General features: G+C 41.8%; 15 protein-coding genes. 5 read left to right on the top strand and 10 right to left on the bottom strand.

Annotated features, from left to right (window positions below; genetic code table 11):
- Positions 1–270: 270 nt before the first annotated feature.
- The 4 genes from F9Y84_RS13000 to prlC all read right to left on the bottom strand — a co-directional run bounded on the left by F9Y84_RS13000 (position 271) and on the right by prlC (position 6498).
- Positions 271–2190 carry a methyl-accepting chemotaxis protein gene (locus F9Y84_RS13000; protein WP_147389051.1) on the bottom strand — a complete coding sequence of 640 codons (1920 nt, stop codon included), beginning with the start codon at positions 2188–2190 and terminating at the stop codon, positions 271–273.
- A 159-nt stretch (positions 2191–2349) separates the two neighbouring features.
- A complete protein-coding gene (locus F9Y84_RS12995; protein ID WP_147389090.1) occupies positions 2350–3105 on the bottom strand; it encodes a class I SAM-dependent methyltransferase in 756 nt (251 codons plus the stop codon).
- Between the two features lie 77 nt (positions 3106–3182).
- Positions 3183–4334 carry a response regulator gene (locus tag F9Y84_RS12990; protein ID WP_125251122.1) on the bottom strand — a complete coding sequence of 384 codons (1152 nt, stop codon included), beginning with the start codon at positions 4332–4334 and terminating at the stop codon, positions 3183–3185.
- A gap of 124 nt (positions 4335–4458) precedes the next feature.
- Positions 4459–6498 (bottom strand): oligopeptidase A, encoded by a 2040-nt coding sequence (gene prlC, locus F9Y84_RS12985; RefSeq protein WP_147389052.1) that lies wholly within the window; start codon positions 6496–6498, stop codon positions 4459–4461.
- 177 nt (positions 6499–6675) lie between these two features.
- Here prlC and gorA point away from each other — a divergent pair, with 177 nt between their 5' ends.
- Complete coding sequence (gene gorA / locus F9Y84_RS12980; RefSeq protein WP_147389053.1) at positions 6676–8034, top strand: glutathione-disulfide reductase; 1359 nt, start codon at positions 6676–6678, stop codon at positions 8032–8034.
- A 155-nt stretch (positions 8035–8189) separates the two neighbouring features.
- On the opposite strand, the gene F9Y84_RS12975 is transcribed toward gorA, so the two are convergent.
- Both F9Y84_RS12975 and F9Y84_RS12970 read right to left on the bottom strand, forming a co-directional pair.
- Positions 8190–8393, bottom strand: coding sequence for a helix-turn-helix domain-containing protein (locus tag F9Y84_RS12975; protein WP_128726032.1), 204 nt, complete (start codon positions 8391–8393; stop codon positions 8190–8192).
- Between the two features lie 2 nt (positions 8394–8395).
- A complete protein-coding gene (locus tag F9Y84_RS12970; protein ID WP_147389054.1) occupies positions 8396–8911 on the bottom strand; it encodes a hypothetical protein in 516 nt (171 codons plus the stop codon).
- Between the two features lie 135 nt (positions 8912–9046).
- Between F9Y84_RS12970 and F9Y84_RS12965 the strand changes: the two genes are divergently transcribed.
- The gene (locus F9Y84_RS12965) at positions 9047–10066 is read left to right on the top strand and encodes a TolB family protein (protein ID WP_147389055.1); all 1020 of its coding nucleotides are present in this window, start codon (positions 9047–9049) and stop codon (positions 10064–10066) included.
- 12 nt (positions 10067–10078) lie between these two features.
- Positions 10079–11107, top strand: a complete 1029-nt coding sequence (locus F9Y84_RS12960) for an alpha/beta hydrolase family protein (RefSeq protein WP_147389056.1) — start codon at positions 10079–10081, stop codon at positions 11105–11107.
- Between the two features lie 443 nt (positions 11108–11550).
- Here F9Y84_RS12960 and F9Y84_RS12955 read toward each other — a convergent pair whose 3' ends face one another.
- Complete coding sequence (locus tag F9Y84_RS12955; protein WP_147389057.1) at positions 11551–13377, bottom strand: alpha/beta hydrolase; 1827 nt, start codon at positions 13375–13377, stop codon at positions 11551–11553.
- A gap of 134 nt (positions 13378–13511) precedes the next feature.
- On the opposite strand from F9Y84_RS12955, the gene F9Y84_RS12950 reads away from it, so the two are divergent.
- Positions 13512–15488 carry a winged helix-turn-helix domain-containing protein gene (locus F9Y84_RS12950; RefSeq protein WP_147389058.1) on the top strand — a complete coding sequence of 659 codons (1977 nt, stop codon included), beginning with the start codon at positions 13512–13514 and terminating at the stop codon, positions 15486–15488.
- A gap of 93 nt (positions 15489–15581) precedes the next feature.
- Here F9Y84_RS12950 and rpmG read toward each other — a convergent pair whose 3' ends face one another.
- From rpmG to radC, 3 genes are all read right to left on the bottom strand, one after another.
- Positions 15582–15737 (bottom strand): 50S ribosomal protein L33, encoded by a 156-nt coding sequence (gene rpmG / locus F9Y84_RS12945; RefSeq protein ID WP_010364212.1) that lies wholly within the window; start codon positions 15735–15737, stop codon positions 15582–15584.
- 12 nt (positions 15738–15749) lie between these two features.
- Entirely contained in the window at positions 15750–15986 is a 237-nt protein-coding gene (rpmB, locus tag F9Y84_RS12940; RefSeq protein ID WP_099643122.1) for a 50S ribosomal protein L28, read from the bottom strand.
- Between the two features lie 434 nt (positions 15987–16420).
- Positions 16421–17095, bottom strand: coding sequence for a RadC family protein (radC, locus tag F9Y84_RS12935; RefSeq protein WP_125251127.1), 675 nt, complete (start codon positions 17093–17095; stop codon positions 16421–16423).
- A 244-nt stretch (positions 17096–17339) separates the two neighbouring features.
- Here radC and coaBC point away from each other — a divergent pair, with 244 nt between their 5' ends.
- Positions 17340–18536: a bifunctional phosphopantothenoylcysteine decarboxylase/phosphopantothenate--cysteine ligase CoaBC gene (gene coaBC / locus F9Y84_RS12930; RefSeq protein ID WP_147389059.1), complete on the top strand. Its 1197-nt coding sequence runs from the start codon at positions 17340–17342 to the stop codon at positions 18534–18536.
- Positions 18537–18590: the final 54 nt, after the last annotated feature.

Below are 18590 nucleotides of genomic sequence, written 5' to 3'. Positions count from 1 at the left end.
CTAGGCAAAAATTTTGCTATTTAGTTGCTCTAAATGAGAAATTTTTAACGCTGTTAGCGTCAGATTTACTCCTTCAAATTGAGCAAGTATTAAGTCAAATTGGTATAATACCTTTCTAGCAGCCAGTTTTAGCGCTAACTGCGTTGAATTCACTTCCAATCGCCAGTTATTGATACACAGACTTGCCTTGTATCAATAGATCACTTCTGGCTAGACAAGGTGAAGAATCAAGCTCTGCTTTAACAACAATGAGTTAGCACAATCTACCTGTTACAATCCTAAGGTACTGCGAATTTCCTGCATCTTTTCTTTTAGGCTTTGTTGGATTTGCTGTACTTGCTCATGAGAGCTATTAACTTGGCCTTTCATGTTATCCATAGCCTTACCGAAAGTGTCTAATAAATCAGATTGTTGGTTAGCAAGATCCATCGCATGCGCCGCCACCTGATTGGCACTTTGCGCACTGTGCGCCACACCTTCTGAATTTCGCTTTAATTCTTGAGCATGGTTAGTTTGTTGCTGCGCCTCATCGGCTAGTGCTGAAATTTGGGTAGAAACTTTATTCGAGTTATCGCTAAGGACGTTGAGTTGCTGATGAATATCCGTTAATGAAGCTTGTGTTTGTTGAGCAAGCTTGCGCACTTCATCCGCAACTACCGCAAATCCACGTCCATGCTCTCCTGCACGAGCAGATTCAATAGCTGCATTAAGCGCTAGCAAGTTGGTTTGTTCTGCAATTGAGCTAATCATATCAATGACTTTACTGACATCAGACACGCCAGTTAGCAACTCATTCAAACTTTCTAAGCCTTGTTCAACGCGCTTTTGTGTAGTCGATGACGCACTCAGCATCGATTCAGCATAAGCCACGCTTTGCGTCATCGCCTCAAATGTATTATTTGCGTTATCAGCAACTTGTGCATTAATGTGATTGGCCTCTGCACCTAATTGCCTCACCGAATCGAGTTGCGCTTGGTTTTGCTCCACTTGCTCAAAAGTCCCTCCTGCTTGAGTCGATATTTTTGCCAAGTTGGTATTCATTTCTTCCATAAAAGTATTAATAACGCCAAGCATTGCTGAACGTTCATCAGCCTCTGCTCGCTGTCTATCGATTAATTGGTTGAAGTAGCTCGCTATTTCGCCAATTTCAGTATCTTGATTCTTACTTTTAATATTACTAAGTTCATTACTCTCTATCAGTTGCGCAAAGCCATCTCGTAGTTGCCTTAATGGTGTAAGGACTTGTTTAAATTGAACAAGGTATACAGTACCTGCCAGTATCACGAGTAAACCAATTGCACCACCAAATAGCATAAATACGTTGGCTTTTACCGCAGCCTGATCAGCAATCAGCTGCGCCTCAGCTTGTAAAATATTTTCTGAGATTGATTTAATATCGCCACGTAATGCCAACATACCTGCTTGACGCTCTTTGGATTGCTGTAGTGTGTTGTTAAGATCTCGGCCATAACGTTTTGGCCAACTTACAAGCTCAGCTTTAATTTCAAGTGCTAGGTCTTCGGCTTCGGCCCCCAAAAATAACTCGTCTTCATCTACCTCACTCATCACCCCTAAATTTTCAAGTTGCTCAATTTGCTGTGCAATATCTGTTAGTCGACGTAGACTTGCCATTAAACTCTGCTCTGTTTGCGGCTCATAAGACATCACTAACTGATAGGTATATAGACTGAGATTGGAGACTTCACTAAAGTAATCAGAGGCAAGTTCAAAGTAGGCCGCTTTTAGGTCGCTTTCTTGCGCTTTAATCGCATATTTTACCAGGCTGGATGCCGAGCCTGACATCTGCCTTAAGGCGTTATCTAATAGTGCTAGCTCGTTGCCGGATAGCTTGCCAAGTGCCCGGTACTTTTCAGAGATGTCTTGCTGTAATTGCTGTAACTTTTGTCTTATCTGCGCACTCAGCGCTTCAGGTAGGTTATTAACATCTTGTTGGAGTGCATTGATTTGCGCATCAGCCTTACTTAAATACTGGCTATCACCCGCGCTCAAGTAATCCTCTATCGTCCCTTCAAGCTCAATAATCACGGTGTTTTTAACCTGATTATATGCCGCACCTTGAACATCAAGTTCGGTTAGTACTTTGCTTGCCCACAATAGGCTAGCGCCAAGTAAAATACTCGCAGTCGTCAACAGTATTGCTAGCAACCGAGTAAAAGTAGATACGCGCATATAATCACAACCCCTCTATAAACATGCCCTGCAAGAGTATTAAGGATTTATGACAACTTGATTAAATCTGGAACCATTTTGTGTACAAATACGCAAAACCATACTTTTGGCGTATATCCATCCGGACACCTACCGATTAAAAAACAAACTATTTTATGGTTATTTCATTGCTGCGTTAACATAAACATCAAAGCGATTTTTTTTAGTCTTAATCTGCATACTTGGTGTTGTATTATCTAAAAAGCCAGCATAATCAGGCCGTTTAACTACAACTCGCTTGCTTGCTAATTGCAACGCAAATGGTAGTAACGCATCAGCATCAAGATCGTTACCGACCAAGTCTTGAAACACTCGCATTTCTTTTTTTACCTGTGCCGACTTGTCACGATGTGGAAACATAGGATCAAGATATACTACATCAGGGCGCCAATCAGCCTGTTCCAATAGCGCATGGCTAGAGCCAAACTCTAACCTCATACTCGCTTGCACCCACTCGCCAATTTCGCCATCCTGATAGGCACGTTGCAATCCATCATATAATAGCGCCGCGACTATGGGGTTTCGTTCATGTAGTACTACCTTACAACCCATTGAAGCCAGTACAAAGGCATCACGCCCAAGCCCCGCTGTTGCGTCCAGTACAGTTGGGACTACACCTTTATTCAACCCTACAGCTTTAGCAATAGCCTGCCCTTTGCCACCACCAAATTTACGCCTATGTGCAACAGCGCCGGTAACAAAATCAACGCGGATAGCACCAAGCTTGGGCTCATCTTTTTTTACCAGCTGTAAGCCTAATTCATCATAATGCAGTTGAAACGTTGACTCATTCAGACTAAGAGCTGGAAGGTCAAATAGCTTTGTAAGCGTATCTAGGTAGAGTCTATTTTCTTCGAATGGGGTATGAATATACAAGCTTAACTCCCAAGGGTTATCAACCCGAGCAGTATACGCTTTTCCCACAATACTGTCTTTGAATATCCCACAAGCGTTCAAAACAATTCAATATCTACCTGCGATGCAACCTCCCCTTCATCCCAGGGTTTCGCAATTTTATTTAGGCTTTCAATAAGCTGTTGACGCATTTCAGTAACTTCACCCAACTTATACTTGATAATGGTGAGTTCATCGCTTAAGTAGGTAAAGTGTTTATAAAGCTCTTGTAAGCGCTCGCGTTCCTGTGGCTGTAAAGCGGTGAGCTGTTCGCTTTGAATCAATGATTGAAACTCAGCCACTTTACCACTGTAGTGATTACCCACGCCGCTAAGGTGATCGCTCAACTCGGCAAATACTTGACCAATATGCTCGACTTTCGTGAGCGCATCTTCACTCACCTCCATATCTTTTATTTTGGCATCTGTCGCTTCCAAAATATGAGGAAAGAGATCTTTGTAACGGCCATACACCCCAGCGTCATCGACCGGCATATTTTTGATTAACAGAGAAACTTTTGGATAATTTATAATTGTTCGACGGCCAAAATCGACAAACCGACTGCCATTTTTATGCTTTTCAAACAGCTCTTGTTCTATTGGCTGGATCACTCCTTCGCTGGAGTAAAACGTAGCGCTTTGGCGATACCAAAAAGCGACTGCAACATCCAGTTCCATAGGAATAAAAAACTCTAAGAAATAGCTGCTTAGGGTGCTCAAATCATGGGCATGATAAGACTGGCCAACATAACGCATAATGCGCCCCATGTCGCCTGAGTCTGTCATGGCAATTTCAGCAGTTGTTTGCGCTCGTTGCACATCCTGCTTTAACTTTGAAGACGTTTTTCTGTAGTCATCAAGGACATTAATACGGGCGAGTAATTCTTCTGCATTAAAAGGCTTGACGATATAGTCCGCAGCCCCTGCATTATAACCACGCATCCGCTCCGATATATCTGTTCTCGAAGATAAAAACATTACTGGAATATCTGCAGTTTCGCTTTGCTTTTTGAGCTGCTCACAGACTTCAAATCCTGACATTCCGGGCATTTCAACGTCTAACAAAATAATGTCCGGGCGGTATTTATTTGCCAGTCGTAAGCCTTCCTCACCATTTTTAGCATGTAAAATTTTGCAGGTACGTGATAATGCTTCATCCACGATGTGGTGGACCAATTTATCATCGTCAATGGCAAGAACCAGTTTAGTCATGTGGCCTTCCCTATTAATTCATATCTTTATAGAATAGTCAGAGATAGTGAATTTGCTAGCCAAATGTCTTACTTTGATTGCAAAAAAACGCCTTCAAATGAAGGCGCCTAGAATGGAAATATTGTTACGCTGCAATACCACTGTGACGCAGCAGTGCATCGACAGTAGGTGCCCGACCTCGAAAACGAGTAAACAACACCATAGGGGATTCAGAACCCCCTTTTTCCAATATGTGCTGCATAAACTCACGGCCAGTGCTGGGGTTAAAAATACCTTCTTCTTCGAATTTAGAAAACGCATCCGCAGAGAGTACTTCAGCCCACTTGTATGAATAGTAACCTGCGCTATAACCACCAGCGAAAATATGGCTAAAGCTATGCTGGAAGCGGTTAAAGTCTGGCGCTTTTACCACTGCCGTTCGCGCACGCACATCATCAAGAGTAGCTTGGATCTGACATCGCTTGTTTGGCTCGAAGTCTGCGTGAATATGAAAGTCAAACAATGAGAACTCTAATTGACGTAACATCTGCATAGCAGACTGAAAGTTTTTAGCTGCCAATAACTTATCAAGCAGCTCTTTTGGTAATGGCTCACCCGTATCATAATGACCTGAAATAAAGTTTAGCGCCTCTTCCTCATAACACCAGTTTTCTAAAAACTGACTAGGTAACTCAACCGCATCCCATGCCACACCATTAATACCTGCTACCGGTGCCGTATCTATCTGGGTTAGCATGTGGTGAATACCATGACCAAACTCATGGAATAAAGTCGTGACTTCATTGTGGGTAAATAGTGCAGGTTTATCACCCACCGCTTTATTAAAGTTACATACCAAATAAGCAACAGGGATCTGTAATTCACCGTTTGAACGTCGCTTACGACCCATGCAGTCATCCATCCACGCTCCACCACGCTTATGCTCTCTGGCATAGAGATCTAGGTAAAACTGACCACGTAGTTGATCTTGGGCATCGTATATTTCAAAAAAACGTACGTCCGAATGATAAACATCAACGCCTTCAACTTCCGTTACGCGAATACCAAACAGTCGGTTAACCGTCTCAAATAGCCCTGAAAGCACTTTTGCTTCAGGGAAGTACGGTCGTAATGCTTCATCAGAAATGGCGTACTTCGCTTGTTTTAACTTTTCGCTATAGTACGCATAATCCCATGGCTGTAATTCACTAATGCCATACTCTTGGTGAACGAAATGGCGTAATTCGGCAACATCTTGCTCTGCCTGAGGTTTTGATTTGACGGCCAAGTCATTCAAAAATTCAAATACTTGAGCTGGACTATCTGCCATTTTTGTCGCCAGTGACTTTTCTGCAAAGTTAGCAAAGCCAAGCAATTGAGCAAGTTCATGTCGAAGCGTTAACGCCTCGTGCATAATCGCTGAGTTATCAAACTCGCCAGCATTTGGCCCTTGATCCGAGGCGCGTGTTACAAACGCACGATAAGCTTCTTCACGAAGCGCTTGGTTATCTGCATATGTCATTATTGGCAAATAAGAAGGAATGTCTAAGGTAAATACCCAACCATCCAATCCTTTTGCTTCGCCAGTATGTGCTGCAAGCGCAAGTGCGGACTCAGGCAACCCAGTTAGCAGCGCCTTGTCTGTCACTTGCTTATGCCATGCTTGGGTTGCATCCATGACATTATTTCCAAATTTTGAAGCCAACTCTGACAACCGCGCAACAATTTCACCATAACGTTTTTGTTGTTGTGATCCCAATGCAATACCTGATAACTGGAAATCGCGCAGGGCATTATCTATGGTTGTCTTCTGCGCTGTAGTCAGGCGCTCAAACTCTTCAGACTCTTTTAATGCCGCATAGGCTTTATATAGCCCTTGGTGCTGTCCTGCATAGGTTGAATATTCAGAAATTAAAGGCAAGCATTCATCATAGGCTTTACGTAACGCTTCTGAATTAACCACCGAGTGCATATGTGAAATTGGCGACCACACGCGATTGAGTTTATCGTCAGCCTCTTCTAAAGGTACAACAAAGTTATCCCAAGTGATGTTTTGCTGCGTTAAGATAACATCAATGGTCTCACGGCAATGCGCAATTGCAGCCTTTAATGCTTCAACAATGTGCTCAGGCTTAATTTTCGAAAAAGGGGGCAATCCTTCTAGCCCGATTAATGGGTTACTCATGGGCACGCTCTTTATCTTCTAATCTAATATTAAGGTTGAAATAAGGGTGTTAGGCCGCATTTACAAGTATCTGAACAGATTTTTGCTTAATATCGGTCTACAGGTGTGCACTTTTTCTATTTACTTAATATAAAGTAGTAGGATTTAAGCAAAATAAATAATTGGCGAGGAATTTTTATGGCTCAACATTTTGACTATATCGCGATCGGCGGTGGTAGCGGCGGAATAGCATCTGCAAACAGAGCAGCGATGCGAGGTGCTAAAGTTGCACTAATAGAGGCAAAACATTTAGGCGGCACTTGCGTAAACGTGGGCTGTGTACCAAAAAAAGCGATGTGGCATGGTGCTCAAGTTGCAGAAGCAATTAAGTTATACGCTCCAGATTATGGTTTTGATGTTGAACTAAAGAATTTTGATTGGGCAAAACTTGTCGAAAGCCGAGAAGCCTACATTGGTCGGATCCACCAAGGTTATAACAACTACCTTGCCAAAAATGGCGTTACCGTGATCAATGGCTTTGCTAAATTCGTCGATAACCGCACTATTGAAGTCAACGGCGAGCAATATACTGCTGACCATATCAATATCACCGTAGGCGGCCGCCCAACCATTCCAAATATTCCAGGTGCTGAGCATGGCATCGATTCTAATGGTTTTTTTGAGCTTAAAGAGCAGCCTCGTCGCGTTGCGGTTGTTGGCGCAGGTTATATTGCAGTAGAGCTTGCAGGTGTATTACATAGCTTAGGCACTGAAACACACTTATTTGTTCGTAAGCACGCTCCACTGCGTAACTTTGATCCCATCTTAGTTGAAACATTAACTGAGGTAATGGAAAAAGAAGGGCCTACACTACATACCCACGCAACACCAAAATCTGTCACCAAAGAAGAAGATGGCTCAGTCACCTTACACCTTGAAAATGGTGAATCATATACCGTAGACACACTGATCTGGGCGATTGGTCGTGAGCCCATGACTGATCTTATCAATCTTGCCGCAACAGATGTAGAAACAACACCTAGTGGCCATATTAAAGTTGATGAGTGGCAAAACACCACAGCTAAAGGTATTTATGCCTTAGGCGACATTATGGATGGTGGAATAGAGCTGACTCCAGTTGCCGTAAAAGCGGGAAGAATGCTCGCTGAGCGCCTATTTAATCCTGAATTGCCAAATGCCAAAATGGACTACGACTTAGTCCCTACCGTCGTCTTTAGCCACCCGCCAATTGGTACCATTGGTCTAACCGAGCCAGAAGCCGAAGAGAAATACGGCAAAGACAATATCAAGGTTTATACCTCTACCTTTGCTGCAATGTACACAGCGGTTACTCAGCATCGCCAGCCATGTCGTATGAAACTTGTTTGTGCGGGTAAAGAAGAGAAAATTGTTGGCCTGCATGGTATCGGTTTTGCGGTAGATGAAATGATCCAAGGCTTCGCCGTTGCCATGAAAATGGGCGCAACCAAAGCAGACTTTGACTCGGTAGTCGCGATACACCCAACCGGCTCCGAGGAGTTTGTTACTATGAGGTAACCTCATAATTTAATCATTAAGGCTAAATAATCAACGCGAGTTAACCAGTAACTCGCGTTTTTTGTTTAAACTAGGTCTCTTATTTATTTACCCGTTTAGATAGATACACTTAGCATGTCGGTATTCAAAACAGCGAATGCAAACACATAAACAGATTAAGGTTTAAATTCTAGAATATCGCCCGGTTGGCAGTCCAAATAATTGCAAATTTGGGCCAGTGTTTCAAACCTAACGCCTTTGACTTTACCGCGCTTTAACAGCGATAAGTTCGCTTCTGTGATGCCGATTTCTTTTGCTAGCTCTTTGGATGAGACCTTTCTCATGGCCATGACCACATCTAAGTTCACAACAATTTCCATCGCTAAATAAACTCCTTGTTTTCATCACTGATCTCTTGCGCTGCGCGCAGCAGATAAGCAACCGTCGCTAAAATACTAAGCGTAACCAACTCACCAAATTGTAATGACAGGACAAGGGTTGTGTGCTCAAAGTAAGCATCATGCCAGTATGCAAAGATAACGCTCAGTGCACTGACGAAAAATATCGACAACACTTCAGTAATGATGAAATAGATAAAGCAAGACAAACACTCTCGAGTAAAAAAGTATCCTTGCTCAAAATACTTTAGCAATCGAGTAATGAAATGGACCCCCGCCAATGCAAGGAACAATATTGGAGTCGTAGCTAGAAACAGAGCAACATTATTAACCTTATCAGACTGCCATAACTCATCAAACAGAGCATTGTCATAGTAACTGACACGATGATTGAATACCAACTCGTAGGCCAGAAATATCAGTACTATCGCTGTAGTAGATAGTACTCCCACGCGGATAAATTTACTTCTTCTTTGAATCATATCCAAAGTGATAGACATGTCAGCTCCTCATTTCTCATGCTCAGGGCGTACTATACCACACAGAAAAAAACATCAAAAAACAACAATGAATTATTGTTTTAAAATAATTAAAAATCATGTAATGATAATTTTAGAAAAAATGGAGTAGCCAATATGAAATACAATTTAATAAAAGTAAAAACGACAATTATCAGCTCACTTGTCCTTGCAGGGCTATCCCTAAGTGGTTGTCAAGTTGGTTCATTTACACAAAAAACCATACATACCGTTGCTCAAACGCAAACTCAGTTAATCGCGTTAAAAGATCTATTTAGTGAGCAAACAATGGAAAGTGTATCGCTATCACCTGATGGTGAATGGATTGCATTTCTTCAACCGCACAATGGTGCGAATAATATTCATCTAGTACGCAAAGGGGGGGATCTCTCTGATGCTAAACCAATCACCAACCTAACAGATTCTGTAGATAATTTCGTATGGTCTCACCATACGAATGAGATCATATTTAGCAAAGATCACGAGGGCAATGAAAACAAACAAATCTTCACGCTTCAGTTCAATCCTAATAATCTTAAAAATAGTATAATAATTACAAACCTAACGAACAAAGAAGATGTAAATTACATTCTTGCAAAACAGCTCCACGATAATTCAAACAAGCTGGCTGTATTTGCAAACCTGCTACAAAGTGATACATACAGCCTGTACCAGCTAGACACAAAAACCCACACTATGACGCTGATCGATCCCAATGAGCTGAAGTTTAGCAAGGCGATATTAAATCGCGCCGGAGAAATTATGGTGGGTGTCGTTTTAAACAATGATAGTTCTATGACTTTATACAAAAAAGAAGAGCAATCATGGCAACAGGTTTTGCGCACACAACCTGGTGAACAAGTTGAAGTTATTGGCTATAACGAACCAAAGCATACCGCAGTACTGTCAGGCAGCATCCAAGGGCGAGATAAGCAAGAACTTATTGAGCTTGATCTCGGTACAAATATATTACACACGCTACATCGTGATCCGCTCAATAACTCAGATTTATACCATGTTATTTTACAAGATGATGGGCAACCTCTTATCGCGGCATATTATGATTCGAGGCTAAGAAACTACCCGCTCACTGAAAGTGCAGCATCTATACTATCTCGTATTACTTCACATTTCTGAGCAGACGCAGACATACACGTTGAACAAATAGAAGGTAAAACTGGACATTGGCATATCACCGCAAAGTATGCCAATAAGCCAGACCAACAATTTGTATTTAACCCAAATACTGATCAGCTTATTGGCCTGCTAAATCCAGAACCTTCGTTTGACCCTGAGCAGCTAGGTACAAGACAGTCAATAAACTATACCGCAACAGATGGCACAAAAATCCAAGCATATCTAACATTGCCTAAATATGCTAACACCACACTTCCCACAATTGTATTGCCACATGGCGGCCCTTGGGTTAGAGATAAATGGGAATTTAGCAGTGGTTACTTTGTTCCTATTGCACATTACTTTGCCAACAGAGGTTATGCCGTTCTACAGCCTAATTTCAGGGGCTCAACAGGGTTTGGTAAACATTTTACTAGCGCAGGTAACAAACAGTGGGGCATAGGTTCAATGCAGCAAGATATTACTGATGGCGTGCATTATCTTATTGCTCAGGGCATCACAGATAAAAATCGTGTTGGTATTATGGGAGGGTCGTATGGTGGCTTTGCTGCATTAGCGGGAGCGACGTTTACACCAGATTTATATAAAGCCGTTATTTCATATGTAGGGCCTTCTGATCTTAATGTATTTATGGCGTCATTCCCTGAGGCATATAGACCATATTTAGGCAACTTCTACGCTGCGATTGGTGATCCGGCAATTGAGGCTGATAGAAAGGACATGGCTGCACGCTCTCCCATCAACTTTATCGACAACATTAAAGCGCCAATTATGTTAATTCAAGGAGCAAATGATCCAAGAGTGCCACAGGAACAGTCTGAATTAATTGCTAAAGCATTATTCAACGCTCAATTGCCTGTTGAATACATCTTAGCGAAAAACGAGGGGCATGGTTTTATTCAACACAACAATAAACTGGCTTCTATCATCGCCATGGAACGCTTTTTTGCAAAACATTTAGGTGGAACAAAGTCTGATAGCGATGATCCTGATTTAGTCAACCATCTAGCCACATTGACGGTAGATGTTAGCACCCTCTAAATACCGTGAACTCGGGATAATAACTTGTTTTCTTGCAGCTGTTATCCCTTACTACTGCCTTAAATTTTTTTGTAATAGACCAGCTATTGACGCACAAGTTGCCTGATATTAAAAAACAACTTTTGGCTAGTGTGATATTACACCTGTTGAGCTTAGGTAATTTAGTTGATTAACTCATTTCTGACCCCGAGTTCAAGTTACATAAGATTAGTGTCTCTTGAAGTAACGCACGGATAACTATATAAAAGCTTACAATCTAAACTGGGGGCTATAATGAACCAGCCCTTTTTATATTATAAGCAATCAAAAATGACACTATTTAATCGTCAGCACCATTTCGTACGCACTCAACTAAAAAAGCCCAAATAAGGATATTTGGGCTTGGGGGGAAGTGACGATGAACGTCAACTAGTATGGATTAGCGCTGGGCACTATGTCAGATGTTATCGGTTAGACAGCTCGATCAGTGCTTGCGTAATAAGCTCAGGGTGAGTGAGCGGGATCAAGTGCTCTGTAGAGGTTATTGGCAAATATTGCCCTCCGCTTATTTCTGCGACTTCTTGAGACCATTTTCGACCTTCGGCTTCCCACTTAATCAAACCCGCTCTGGCTTCTTCTGTTTCTGCTTTTTCAATATCTAACTGTTCAAACTCACTATCGATCACGGTAATTGGAATACTGCTATCTGGTTGCCAGTTTCTCACTAACTCCAGATCGTCATGATAGTTCATCATTTCATTTACTCGGATAAGTTGAGCCTCAATACTATAACGTGTTTGCATGATTTGATTGAAGTAATCCCAATCCATATGCTGGGCAAACTCACTTTCTTCTAGCAAAGACTCTACATGCGCCTGCTCCTCAGCTATTTTGCCATTCATTTTTTCCTGCCACTTTCCTGCACTCACGTGGTCTATCAAATGCTGACCCCACTCGCGATAAATATCAACAGGGTAACCCTGATACTGTGCAATTGAGTGCGGTAATAAAATGTCCGGATCCATCCACAACATACTGGCAATCTTTTGTTTGAAGTCTTCCGACTGTTGCATAGCAATAAGCGGTACAGAGTTGCTATTAGCAAAACTCACCAAATGCACATTGCTCAAATCAAGCTTCTCAAATAGCACTGGAAGATCCGTTGCAAACTTTTGCATTGACGGTGCGCTGGTGTTACTACTAAGCCCTTGCCCAAGCCTATCAATCACATACACATTAAACTGTGTTGATAAGTAAGGTTGTAGCAGTGCAAACCATGCGCTATCACTATGAAAGTGTAAATTGGCTCCTGACAGCATCACCACGGTTGGCTTGTCTGTTTGCGGTGTTACATTCCGCACATGGTAGTAGTCTTCATTAATAGCAATAAGATCAGAACCTTGTGGAAGCGGATGCTTACTAGCTTTTTCAAAAAACTCCATGATTGATTGAGTTGTGTTTATTGGCGAAAGGTTCCAGCTGTGACCAGCTCCATCAACACTGATAAGCTCCGTTTGAATAGCACGGTTTGGATAATAAGTTAACGTGACGCCTTGCTCTACTTTTTTATCTGTAGAAAGTGCTGAGTCATAGTTCAAGTTACCTATGATCTTGATCGCTTGTGGTGATGAGAGTAGACCAAAATTAGCATGACTTCTGCCGGTGTATGGCAACACTGTATCCGCCTTGCCATGCATAATACGATAATGTGTAGGTGTATCAAAACTACAGCTATCACCTAGCTGATATGACATGGGTGCTCCAACGGTCACGATTGCATTAAAGACCTCAGAGCGATTACATAATAAGTTTTGTACAAAGAGCCCGCCTTGAGAAAAACCAGTGGCATAAATTTCGCCATCAATTAGCTGATATTTGGCTTTAAGTTCAGCAATCATGTCATCTACAAAACCAAGATCATCCACACCTAAGCGATCTGCTTTATTACAACGGCAGCCTTCATTCCACTCTTCATTTTTTGATTTTGGATAAACCACTAAGTAGTCATCACTTTGTTCATGCAGTTTGGTCATCGCAGCCATACCTTGACTGTTCCCTCCAGAGCCGTGAAAAGCAAATAGTAACTTATACGCTTTATTGGTGTTTTCGACTGGCTTCATATAGTAGAAACGCTCATTTACTTCATGTTGTTCAAAACCACCAACCATCTTTGAATCATTACCATTACTCACTGGCGCTTCATCATTAATGTGATTGCTACCGCCACATCCAACAAGTAATGCAGCTAGCGTAAGGCTTAACACCCGTGGTAAAAAAAGGTTACTTGTCATGTTGGTCATTCCTATTTTATCGTTTTCCTGTACTCTAACTACCACGGGATAAAGCGCGACGATTTAATATGAAATCGTCATGACGAATTCATTACCATAAAATATAAATAATAAAATCAAGGGGATAAAAAGAGATGCGCTATGAGTTTGCAGCAATTCAGTTTGATACTGTTAATCGTACGCTGACAAATAGCACGAATACTATCAGGCTTGAGCCTAAACCTTATTCATTACTACTCACCTTAATTGAAGGCGGTGGTGATGTTGTCTCCCGCGATACATTAATAGAAAAAGTATGGCTGGGGCGTATTGTTACAGAAAGCGCCGTAAATAAAGCGGTCTCTACATTACGTCAACATATCAATAAGTTAGATGGACAAAATGAATATATTGAAACCATTCCAACACTTGGATATCGGCTCGTACCTGCGGTTACGCAGTTACACAAAGATGTAACTCCTACGGTTTCGAGCCGCAAAAATATTACGTTAATAGCGGCTACATTCATATTTAGTATTTGTATAGCGCTATTCGTAGCTTACTTTTTTCAAGCACAACCAAACGTCTCGCCTCTCGTTCCACACAAGTTGACTAGTCAAAATGGTATTGAATTACAATTAAGTGGCGCACCATTATCAAAGAGCTTTAGCTATCTGCATCCAATTTCTCCACCATACTCGGAGCTTTGGCTCAACCGTAATGGCACAAACATTCAGTTATTGAGTGGTAATTTGAGAGCGCAAACACTGAGCCAAGATGCAAAATACATTGCCTATATTGATGATGAACAAAACTGTTCAGTTAAACGACTAGATATAACAGCACAAAAAACACAGACACTATTCCCCTGTCAAGTAATAGAAAATATAAAACTCAGTTGGGGTAGAAACCATCAAGAGCTTATCTATCGTAAGCGCACTAACATACACAGTGGCTATGGACTTTACCGCTTTGACCTCAACACTCGTAGGCATACCCAGCTTACACTCCCTCCAGCAACAGGAAACCTGAAAGGCGACCACCTTTTTAGTTTGTCTCAAGCAAAGGACAAACTTAGTGTTGCAACGTACCTTGGTGAAGATAAACACCGATTAACGATTTATCGCTATCCAGAGATGACTGTTGAGCAAACTATTGCGCTCCCTCACCATTTGTCATCGATAACATGGTCAGCTGATGGCAAATTAGTGTACTTTACTGATGCAAATAGTATCTACAGTGCTAATGTTGGTAATAAAGCGGTGACATTGGTACACAAACTCACAGCCCCTATAGAGAGTATTGCTCTGTTAAATAGCAATAATACTCTGCTGTTTAATCAATATAAGCTCACGAGTGCAGTTAAACTCTTTGATATATCAGAAAACACCATAACGCCTGTCGTTAATAACCAAGCACTTAACCGCCTGCCCCGTGCAAACCACTCACAACAAGTATGGTACATCTCTGATCATGGTGCTGATTCAGCTTTATGGTCTGTCGATACAAACACACAAACCAATGTCGCTACGCCACTGCCACATGCTTTTAATTTTCAACGCTTTACACTTAATCATGATGCTTCAAAAGTTCTCTTTGAGTATCGAGATGCAATTTATCAATTTGATACCAAATCACAGCATGTAACTGAAGTCATCAGTGACGAATTAAAAGCTTACGTTGCTAACTATGGCAAACATGATGATGAGATAATCTACAGCAGTGAACGCTCAGGTAGTTGGCAATTATGGTCAGTCAACTTAAATACAGACAAACACCAACAGCTCACCACAAAGGGAGGATACAGTGGCTATGCACATGGTGATGCTATTTATTTCACCAAGTTTAGCCAACCAGGTATTTGGCAGCTACAGGAAGGCCTAGAGTCTCTTATTGTTCCTGATGTGGCGATTAGAAATTGGTTAAACTGGCGGCCAAGAGGCAACGCATTATACTATGAAAAAGATAACCATATTTGGCAGTTTGATCTCAACACTCAACAAGAAAAACAATACCTAACGCTGCCCTCAAGCTTCATTGGTCAATTTGATGTGTTAGCAAATGGGGATATTGTTTTTGCACAGCTAAACCAGCCCAGCGGCGAGCTTTGGCGGCTATCACTAAATAACTAAACAACTAAACAACTAAACAACTAAACAAAGGATTGTTTGGCTGAAAACAAAAAACCCAGCCGAGGCTGGGTTTTTATTGATTCTTGAAACGAATTACTTGATTTTCGCTTCTTTGAAGATCACGTGTTTACGAACCTTAGGGTCGAACTTTTTGATCTCCATTTTTTCAGGCATGTTACGCTTGTTCTTGTCGGTAGTGTAGAAATAACCAGTACCAGCTGTAGAAACTAAACGGATCTTATCACGCATGATTTAAGCTCCTTAAATTTTTTCGCCGCGAGCACGGATATCTGCTAGTACCGCGTCGATGCCTTTTTTATCGATAATACGCATACCTTTAGTAGTAGTGCGTAGAGAAACGAAACGCTTTTCGCTTTCAACCCAAAAACGGTGTGTTTGTAGGTTAGGTAGGAAGCGACGCTTAGTAGCGTTGCGCGCGTGCGAACGGTGGTTACCAACCACTGGGCGCTTACCTGTAACTTGACAGACTTTAGACATGTCTATGTATCTCCAATAACTTCGCTCGAGCTTAATTTTCCCTTAAAGGCCTTTTAACTGCGTGCCCTAGGTAAAATCAAAGGGCGCTCTTTATACAGTATCTACAGGCAGAGATCAAGGATCTGATCCTACTGAAATCAGCTCATGGGTAAATTTGATAGCGGCCAATTATAATGATCCGAAGCCCTTGAGGAAAGTAAAAACTGCATTTAAATTGAACTAATTTATAAAATTTATACAAATATGCTGATTTAACGAGCAAAATTCTTATTTTCCTCATTTCTAGCTATTTATTTTTGTTGTTTGATTTTCACTCTTAGCCATCCACTTTGTACTTATTTCTACAACACCTGCGTTAAAGTTGAGGAGCAAAGTCCAAACAACACTAAAACCCCTGAAATTTTATGCCCGCAACAACAAAGTCATATCATTGCCTATACAAGCCCTCGTTCAGCAAAAGAAATACAATGATTGCCTGCAACAATTAAGTGATCCAGCACATTGATATCAACTAGCCCCAGACCTTTTTGCAGCTTGTTGGTAATAAGTTTGTCGGCCTCGCTTGGTTCAGCCACTCCTGATGGGTGGTTATGGGCAAAAATAACCGATGCGGCATGGTGCTTAAGCGCAGCTTTAACAACCTCCCTTGGATACACCGATGCGCTATTTATTGTGCCATGAAATAACACTTCATCTTTTATTAAACGATTCTGATTATCTAGATAAAGCACCATAAAGACTTCATGCCCAAGTCCTCGCAGCTGAGCAGTTAAGTATTCGCGCACCGCGCTGGGATTGTGAAACACCGTATCTCGTTGACATTCTTCTCTCAAATAGCGACGACTCAACTCTAACACGGCTTGTAACTGGGTATATTTTGCAACACCTAACCCTTTTAACGCAGAAAACTCTTCCAACGACGCGTTAAATAGACATTGAAGTGTTTGCTGTTGTTCTAATAAGGACTCAGCCAACTCAATAGCGTTCAACCCTTGAATACCGGTGCGCAAGAAGATAGCCAACAGCTCAGCATCACTGAGCGCTTGTGCGCCATATTTAATCAGTTTTTCTCTCGGTCTAGCCGACTTTGGTAAAGCGGATATTTGCATGATATGTCCCTTATCTAGTAGATTTCCGAGCAATTTACTCAATTAACCTAAACTGCGGCTAATTAATTACAACCTCCCTTGCAGCCTCTTTGAACTTGTTTGTATTCGATTACTTCTCCTCCAATTGAACAAGTATAAAGCTAATTTGTGTAAACTAAGCTTAGCTGCCGTGCTCGATTATTCAAAAGCAAATACAGACTGTGTTATCTTAACGTTATGAACACCATCAATGTATAAAACTCACATGCAAAGAAATAAACGTCTCTTACTTGGGATCAGTGGCGGTATCGCTGCTTATAAATGCGCAGAACTTGTGCGACGCTTAAAAGAGCAGCACGTGGATGTCAAAGTAGTGATGACTGAATCAGCAAAACATTTTATCACTCCATTGACCATGCAAGCGGTATCTGGAGAAATAGTGTCTGACTCTTTGCTTGATCCACAAGCTGAAGCATCGATGGGTCACATTGAATTTGCCAAGTGGGCAGATCTTGTTTTAGTCGCACCAGCAACTGCTAACATGATAGCGAAAATGGCTGGCGGAATAGCGGATGACTTACTGACGACCTTGTTACTAGCCACCCCTGCACCAGTTGCTATTGCACCTGCTATGAATCAACAAATGTATGCTCACCTCTCCACGCAAGCAAACCTAAGCACGCTCGCATCACGCAATGTACACGTGTGGGGGCCTGGGAAAGGCGAGCAAGCGTGTGGAGATGTTGGTGCTGGTCGTATGCTTGAACCACACGAATTAGTCCAGCTTTGCCTTAATGCACTTACTCCTTTACCACAAGTTTTAGCAGGAAAAACAGTAACGATAACTGCAGGTCCAACACGTGAAGCACTAGATCCTGTACGCTTCATCACCAATCATAGCTCTGGAAAAATGGGCTTTAGCCTTGCCGAGGCTGCACATGCACTGGGTGCCAAAGTCAACCTAATAGCAGGGCCAGTTTCACTACCCACTCCTGGCGGTTGTAAACGCATTAACGTTGAAAGTGCAGCGCAAATGCACCAATCTGCACTAGAGTATGCTCCACAATCTGACATTTTTATCGGCTGTGCCGCGGTGGCAGACTACCGCGCCGCATCCGTTGCAAGTCAGAAAATCAAAAAGCAAGGTGATGAGATCACGCTTACCCTCACCAAAAATCCAGACATTATTGCCAGCGTTGCAGCCTTACCCACATCGCGCCCTTATACCGTCGGCTTTGCTGCGGAAACACAAAATGTTGCACAATATGCACAAGGCAAATTAATCAATAAGGGGTTAGATATGATTTGTGCCAATGATGTATCGAATAGTAATGTTGGCTTCAATTCTGATAACAATGCGCTGACCCTTTATTGGAAAAAAGAACGAATAGAGCTTCCCCAATCTAGCAAAAAAGAGTTAGCACTCACTGTCATGCAAGCCATTGCTGAAAAGATAAAATAACCTTCATGTAAAAAACTGGAAAGAAACTGAATAAAACATTAACATGATACCTCG

It is taken from the genome of Pseudoalteromonas peptidolytica (genome assembly GCF_012641745.1).
Taxonomy (GTDB): Bacteria; Pseudomonadota; Gammaproteobacteria; order Enterobacterales; family Alteromonadaceae; genus Pseudoalteromonas; species Pseudoalteromonas peptidolytica.
This window is presented reverse-complemented; position numbering and strand designations above follow the sequence as displayed.

Excerpts from the sequence above, each read along its gene's own strand:
- F9Y84_RS12970 (WP_147389054.1), bottom strand. The coding sequence starts at position 8,911 with ATGTCTATCACTTTGGATATGATTCAAAGAAGAAGTAAATTTATCCGC.
- coaBC (WP_147389059.1), top strand. The coding sequence starts at position 17,340 with ATGCAAAGAAATAAACGTCTCTTACTTGGGATCAGTGGCGGTATCGCT.
- rpmG (WP_010364212.1), bottom strand. The coding sequence starts at position 15,737 with ATGCGTGATAAGATCCGTTTAGTTTCTACAGCTGGTACTGGTTATTTC.
- radC (WP_125251127.1), bottom strand. The coding sequence starts at position 17,095 with ATGCAAATATCCGCTTTACCAAAGTCGGCTAGACCGAGAGAAAAACTG.
- F9Y84_RS12965 (WP_147389055.1), top strand. The coding sequence starts at position 9,047 with ATGAAATACAATTTAATAAAAGTAAAAACGACAATTATCAGCTCACTT.
- F9Y84_RS12975 (WP_128726032.1), bottom strand. The coding sequence starts at position 8,393 with ATGGAAATTGTTGTGAACTTAGATGTGGTCATGGCCATGAGAAAGGTC.
- F9Y84_RS12990 (WP_125251122.1), bottom strand. The coding sequence starts at position 4,334 with ATGACTAAACTGGTTCTTGCCATTGACGATGATAAATTGGTCCACCAC.
- gorA (WP_147389053.1), top strand. The coding sequence starts at position 6,676 with ATGGCTCAACATTTTGACTATATCGCGATCGGCGGTGGTAGCGGCGGA.
- F9Y84_RS12950 (WP_147389058.1), top strand. The coding sequence starts at position 13,512 with ATGCGCTATGAGTTTGCAGCAATTCAGTTTGATACTGTTAATCGTACG.
- prlC (WP_147389052.1), bottom strand. The coding sequence starts at position 6,498 with ATGAGTAACCCATTAATCGGGCTAGAAGGATTGCCCCCTTTTTCGAAA.
- F9Y84_RS13000 (WP_147389051.1), bottom strand. The coding sequence starts at position 2,190 with ATGCGCGTATCTACTTTTACTCGGTTGCTAGCAATACTGTTGACGACT.
- rpmB (WP_099643122.1), bottom strand. The coding sequence starts at position 15,986 with ATGTCTAAAGTCTGTCAAGTTACAGGTAAGCGCCCAGTGGTTGGTAAC.
- F9Y84_RS12955 (WP_147389057.1), bottom strand. The coding sequence starts at position 13,377 with ATGACAAGTAACCTTTTTTTACCACGGGTGTTAAGCCTTACGCTAGCT.